We start from the raw sequence: 6977 nt of genomic DNA, 5'->3' as shown, positions 1-6977 counted from the left end.
AGTTTTTTTGATCTTTTGATCTTTTGATCTTTTGGTGCTGCAGATCGGGCGTGACATATGAAAGTTTATCGCTAGTCTCTGCGTTCTCGAAAAATAAAAGCATGAAACGACTTGTAATGAAACAAAGGTATTTAATGTCTGCCCTTTTCACAGGCGCGCTAGCAGTAGTTCCGGTGATGGCTGAGGAAGAGCTCGTGGAAGAGAAAAATCAATGGGTAAGTGCTGTGGATTTGGGGCTTAGCTTATCAAAGGGAAACACCGATAACCTATTGCTGCGTTTTGGATTGCAGACCGAAAAGAAGGATGGGCCAGATGCTTACTTCGCAAGTGCCAGCTATAAATATGGCGAAGAGGATGCCGAGGCAACTCAAGATGAAATTCTAGGAAAAGCGACTTGGAAGCATGCCTATTCAGGAAAGAATTTTTTGGGACTCCGTATGGATGCCCGGCGCGATAGCTTTGCGGATATTGATTACAGGTTTTCAGCAGGTGTCACATACGGGTATTACTGGGTTGATACAGAAACGACAACCTTCACGACAGAGTTAGGTCTAGGCATCACCACTGAGGACAAAGGGTTAGGGAATACGACTTACCTTAACGGTTTGTTTGATCAGCACTTTGAGCATAAAATCAATGAAAATGCCAAGTTTTACCAGGATCTATCATTTGCGCCTAGACTTGACCACCTTGACGACTACCGCATCGAATTTGAAATGGGACTAGAAACTAAAATTACGGAAACTATAGTTTTCAAAGTGAGTTTTGAGGACCGCTATGAGAGCTTGCCTGCTGTCGGTAAAGAGAAGAACGATATCAAGTTTATCACTGGGCTTTCTTATAAGTTCTAGTCACTGCTATTTACTGATTTATCTGAAAGGCGACGCCCATTGTGGTGTCGCCTTTTTTACTAGCTGACTTTACGATTCCAGCGAGTGACGACGGAGGTCGCAGCGATGAGGCTGAATAGTGAGACTGAGGCTAAAACTGACTTACACCAAAAGGTCGAGGTGAGCTTGTAGTCAAACCAGAATTTCCATTCAGCTAGGAAAAGTGATCTGTCCTGTTCTGCCCGCATGTCGACTCTGTTGATTTCTGCGCGACGCACCAGTAACTCGGTTCGCGTATTCTGAAAGAACGACTCAACGGGCTCAGATTCGTTTTCATTACCAATGAAAATTTCCATGGCTTCGAGTTGATCCATACTCCCATGGAGGGCAACATCGGCGATTTCATGGGAGAGTGCGGCCGCTTTATCCTGGTCTGTAGCCTCGGCCGCATAAAGCCTTGTGAGACCAGTTGTTAGAATCTTGATCCGCTCGGCTTCAGCGTCGGTAGCAAAATTTTCGTCTTTCGAGTCATCGACAGGGATGATTTTTGGTCTTATCGTTTCAATGCGTTCTTGGATACGCCTACGTTCTTTTTCGAAGGGGTTTTCTGTGGCCTGAGCTAGAATGATGCCTTCGAAGGAGTACCGCAGCGGCATGAACATTGCGGGTACAGGCTCTGCTCCATTTTCACGCGCTTCATCCCCGCCAACAAAGAGTCCACGGTTCATTTCACTGAACGGGACTAGTGCACCTGCGAGCAGAAGCTGCGGAACTAATAAAAGAGGTATCGAAGATAGAGCTGCACGTTCATTTTTGACGATAGTGGAAATCAGCATAGCCATGGCTGTGCCTGTGATCGCGGTGGTACTCATCCAAAGCCAGTGAGTGAACCACATTTCTTTGATCTCCAGAAAGTAGTGGCCGATCGATACATAAATGGCGCATTGGAGGCAGGCAAGGAGCGAGAGTGTGGTGCATTTCGCTGAGACATAAAGGCCAGTGCCATAGCGCGTATTGCGCTCGCGACGAAGTACGGGTAGGTCCCGTAATATCTCAGTAGCGCTATTTGTGAGCCCTAAAAACATGGCGACTGTCACGGACAAAAAGAGATAAGTGACGATGTGCAAGCCGCTGGAAAATTCGTATTTTCCATCAGCTGAGGCGCGAAGGGTGAGGGCAATGAGGAAGGCAAGCAAAGGGGCTTCAAGAATTGTGCAATAGAATGTTCCTCGATTGCGGAATTTGGCCAAAACCGATCTCTTGAGGTGGGTGCGGAAGAGTCTCCAGTAGTCTTGCGGGCGACGTGGACGGGGAACCGGAATTGGCATGTTGTCTTCAGCTCTAGCCATATCGCCTAGTTGAGTTTGGACTTGGTTATCCAATTCGGCAACTTTCTGGATCAGACGATGGCTTTCAAGGCGCTCTTGCCAAAAAGTAGGAGGAAAACGTCGAGCAAAGGAAGAGGACTCGTTGAATCCTGCCGATCCGTGCAGTGGAGTTTCTAGCACGTCAAATACGTAATCGGCCCCGTTGAAGAAGCCTGTAGCTCCATCGGTTCTGTTCAAAGTCGGGATGTTAAATTCTTGGCTGGCCTCTTCAAAGTAGCGGCCCATTTCTATAGGGCTGCCGAAGTAGGCAACTTTCCCTTCTTTATCGAGCAGCAAGACCTTGTCAAAAAGTGATAGCACTGAGGCTCCGGGACGATGCAGTGATGCAATGACTATTTTATCACGTGCCAATGCGCGAAGAGATTCAGCCACGTGTTCAGAATCTTTAGAGGAAAGGCCGGAGATTGGCTCGTCAAAAAGAAATATTTCTGCGGCCGACCCTAAGTCTAGGCCTAGATTGAGCCTGCCACGTTCTCCACCAGAAATAGTCTTGTCGCCAGCTGATCCGACTTTCCGGTCGGCGAGAGGCTCTAGTGCGAGTTCGGCCAGGATACTATTGACCCGGCGTGAGTGCTCTGGGCTGGCGAGGTGGGGGCGACGAATGGTGCAGGCGTGCATCAAATGCTCGCGCACTGTGAGGTGAGGGTTGAGAGCCTCCTCTTGCGGCATGAAGGTGATAAAGGGGGCCAGCCTAGAGCGATGGTTATAGAGCGAGATGCCATTGAAGCGGACATGGCCACGATCAGGCTTGAGTTGGCCGGCTATGGTCGCTAGTAAGGTCGATTTCCCGCAACCAGAAGGACCCATGATGCAAAGCATTTCTCCACGCATGATCTTAAAGTTAACATTATCAAGGGCGGTCACGTGACGGGTGAAGCGGTGGCTGATCCCATCGAGGTGAAGCTCCTGGATGACTGTTCGCTCTTCGTCAATCAGCCCTTCAGAAAATCTGCAACGCACAGCTTGACTAGCACTAAGACGAATGACTGAACCGTCCATCAGGATAGTGCCAGTACGTACAGCCTGATTATTCATTAGCAATGTCCGTTCGGACTCGATGATTTCTAATTCACCGACAGAGGTGGAAGGATCGTAAGAAATTTTGAGTGTGATCTTTCCAGCAAGGTTCGGTGACATTAGTAGATCGCCTTTGCCTATAACTGAGGGGTCATTTGAGACCAGACATGTCTGCTTTTCTCTGCTGAGTCGGAATCGCACACCCGCTTCAAGCGCCTGGTTACGGATGCTTTCTAGATCAACTACCGAACCCGTTCCTAAGCTTAGGGTGTCGTGGAAATTGCGGTGAATAGTTTGGTTGGCGACCAATTCTTCGTCGCCGGCCTTGATCTGGGTGGGGCGGATCGCAGTGATCTCTGCATTGGTGCCAAAGTCGATACGGATGGTTGATAAGCGCGTCCTGCTGCGCTCCGCTATCAGGCCATTGGCAGATTCATTGATGAAGAGTGTGCGCGGCTGGAGGGTCCGCTTGTAGTTGAGGAAGAAGTTTAGGTCGTTGTAGGATAGTGTCCAGCTGGGCAACATAATCCGCTGGTGAGAGCGCATGCGGATGATGCCTCCTGGAACGATGCTTGCTCCACTTAGCCAGAGAGATTGATCACCAGTATTGCGGGCAATCATCACTTCGCCGGATTGGTATACGCGGAAGGCATAGTTGTCAGTCGACTCAGGAAGTTGAACGTCGGCTGAATCAGTAGATGAGAAAATTAAACGCGTGAATGGAAGTTTTTTGCTGCCATTGTAGCCATCTTCGAATTCTTCAAGAATGATTTCTCCGAGGTCGTGTCCGTCGAGTTGTTGAAAGAAATCGAGAAAAGCACGTTTCCCTCTATCTCGTCTAGATGAGGCCTCGACGAGCAGGTAAAGCTGAATCCCAAGTGAAACGATACTCTCGGACTCTAGTTGAACCTTCAGCTTATTGGCCAGAGAAACTGTGCTCTGAGGGGAGCGTAATGCCTTTTGTAAGCGGCGTGCTAACCAATGGTGGTCGGCTTCTGGGAAGGCGTGACGTAATAAATCTAGAGCTACCTCTGCCTCGGTTGTATCCACTCTGCCGTCCAGTGAGACAAATGCGGCAAAGACTTCGACGAGGAATGCCGCCAAGGGCTCGCCTTGCGGGGGCTTACGGGTCCAGCCTTTTATCAGCGCTGGAGACTTGAAAAATCGTGATTTTCCTTTACTGTCACTTTCTTGCGGAGTCAGTTTCACTGTGTGATATGGTGCCCCTAAATCTAACCAATGGCAAGCCGACAGAAAAAAGGATTTATTTTTCTGAAACCCGTACTACCTTTTCGCGAAACCATTCTGGGTCGCATCTAAGTCAGACGGCCCATACCCTTTAATTTACTATGTCAGAACAACGCCCACCTGAAAAAAATCCGGAGCAGAAAAACCTCCATAATGGCCAAATACCTCCGGCTAAGGGACCGAATTGGAGAGTTATGATTCTGTTCACGCTCGCATTGGGTGTGCTGGTCGTAGCGTATTTTAGTAATCTCCAAGGAGAGGACAAGAAGATCGACTTTGCTGAGTTTAGGAAAGCTCTCGAGCGTGAACAAGTACTACTCGATCCGGCAACTCTTCCAGGAGTCAAAGATATCGAGGATAAAACTGGAGAAAATAAGCGTGAGTATATCAACAAACTAAAAGAACTCTACAAGCTCTCGCCTGATAGCAGTCTCAAGTTTGTGACTAAAGATTCAACAACTTCAGGCCAAGTGAAGGGCTGGATCGATGTCACTGAATACCGTGATCTGAAAGCAGCCCCCACTCTCAAGAACTTCAGAGTCGCGATCGACACAAGCTTAGATGAACGCGCAGTCGATCGTTTACGTAGTGAGTACAATGTGCCGTTGATTGTGGTGCCTGAGCTTTCCACTGCTGTCGACTCCACTAATATAACGCTCAAAGAATTGCGAAAGTGGATCGCTCTCGATGAGGTTGATCTTGCTGGTGAAAGCTCCCTAAAGCTCTACAAGATGGCGAATGGCAATGATGCTGTGCTCGAGGGTGTCCACAAGACTTGGCCTGCTTTGCCTAAGGATAAAACCGTGGCGAAATTTGTTCCCTTCAGCGTGGAGGTAAACTTGTTCGCGATCACCGAAGCTGAGCGCTCTATTTTAGAATCCGCCAGAACTAGCCCAGAGAGCAATACAATGGGCTACATCTTGATTCAGATTCTTCCGATTCTCTTGATTGTAGGTGTGCTCTTTTTCCTCTTCCGCTTCCAGATGAAGAACGCAGGTAAGGGTGCGATGAATTTCGGTAAATCAAAAGCTAAGTTGCTTGCGATGGATAAGAACCGCGTGACCTTCAAAGATGTAGCAGGAATCCACGAGGCAAAAGAAGAGCTTTACGAGATCGTAGACTTTCTTAAATCACCTAAAAAATTTGAAAAGCTCGGAGCCAACATCCCTAAAGGGGTACTGATGGTGGGTTCTCCTGGTACCGGAAAGACTCTCCTAGCACGTGCGATCGCAGGTGAAGCCGATGTCCCATTTTTCTCAATCAGTGGTTCAGATTTCGTAGAGATGTTCGTAGGAGTCGGTGCTAGTCGAGTCCGCGACATGTTTGAACAAGGGAAGAAGAACTCACCTTGTATTGTCTTTATTGATGAGATCGATGCTGTTGGGCGCCACCGCGGTCACGGTATGGGTGGTGGGCACGATGAGCGTGAGCAAACTCTCAACGCTCTCCTTGTGGAGATGGATGGATTTGATGCTCGCTCTGGGGTGATTATCATCGCAGCTACAAACCGCCCAGACGTGCTCGACCCAGCACTTCTTCGTCCGGGTCGTTTCGATCGTCAAGTGCGCGTTTCACTTCCTGACGTGCTTGGTCGTGAGCAAATCCTTAAAGTCCACGCTAAGCGTGTGAAAATGGCTGCCAATACTGACCTTGGTACAGTAGCGAGAGGAACCCCTGGTTTCTCCGGAGCTGAGTTGGCGAACCTGATCAACGAAGCGGCACTTATGGCTGCTCGTCTCGGAAAGAAGGAAATCTCTCTCGCAGAGATGGAAGAAGCTCGCGATAAAGTCCGTTGGGGCCGTGAGCGTCGTTCCCTTGCTCTTTCCGATAAAGAAAAGGAAAACACCGCGTATCACGAAGCTGGACATGCGATTCTTAACCTCCTTTGTGAGCACACAGATTCACTGCATAAGGTGACCATCATTCCTCGTGGTCCATCCCTTGGAATGGCAATGTTCCTACCAAAAGAAGAAAAGTTTAGCTATCGTCGCGCTGAGCTCATTGACCAACTCTGTGTTGCAATGGGTGGGCGCGTGGCTGAAGAACTTGTCTTTGGTAACCCAACTAATGGAGCCATGGGAGACATTCGGCAGGCTACCAGTATTGCCCGTAAAATGGTATGTGAGTGGGGAATGAGTGAAGAACTCGGAATGGTGGAATATGGTAGTGATAGTACAACTGAGATGTTTGTGCCCAATGAAGGTAAGAGCTACTCCGAGGAGACGGCTCGCAAGATCGACTTCGAAATTAAGACACTCATAGATGATGCCTACCAGCGTGCTGTTGAAATGCTCACAGCGCACCGTGAGGCGCTCAACCTCATAGCAGAGTCGCTCATCGAATTCGAAACTCTCAATGGTGATCAAATTAATGACCTCCTTCTTAAGGGGGAAATGGAAAATCCACCAAGCGCTCCAACTCCACCCGAGCCGCCAATGGCTCCATCAATTGATGGTCCAGTAACAAAGAAGGCTGTTGAAGATTCTGAAGATGA

The 6977-nt window shown here is 48.7% G+C and carries 3 protein-coding genes; 2 read left to right on the top strand and 1 reads right to left on the bottom strand.

Translation table 11 applies throughout. The annotated features are described in order from the left end of the window. The first annotated feature begins 101 nt into the window (after positions 1–101). On the top strand, positions 102–851 hold the full coding sequence (locus ABGY95_RS11555; RefSeq protein WP_347441837.1) for a DUF481 domain-containing protein: 750 nt from the start codon (positions 102–104) through the stop codon (positions 849–851). A 59-nt stretch (positions 852–910) separates the two neighbouring features. Here ABGY95_RS11555 and ABGY95_RS11550 read toward each other — a convergent pair whose 3' ends face one another. Continuing rightward, positions 911–4444, bottom strand: coding sequence for an ATP-binding cassette domain-containing protein (locus tag ABGY95_RS11550; RefSeq protein WP_347441836.1), 3534 nt, complete (start codon positions 4442–4444; stop codon positions 911–913). 140 nt (positions 4445–4584) lie between these two features. Here ABGY95_RS11550 and ftsH point away from each other — a divergent pair. Then, positions 4585–6977 (top strand): ATP-dependent zinc metalloprotease FtsH (gene ftsH, locus ABGY95_RS11545; protein WP_347441835.1); only part of this gene is annotated, 2393 nt, incomplete at its 3' end.

The sequence above is a fragment of the Rubritalea sp. genome, assembly GCF_039830215.1.
GTDB lineage: Bacteria > Verrucomicrobiota > Verrucomicrobiia > Verrucomicrobiales > Akkermansiaceae > Rubritalea.
This window is presented reverse-complemented; position numbering and strand designations above follow the sequence as displayed.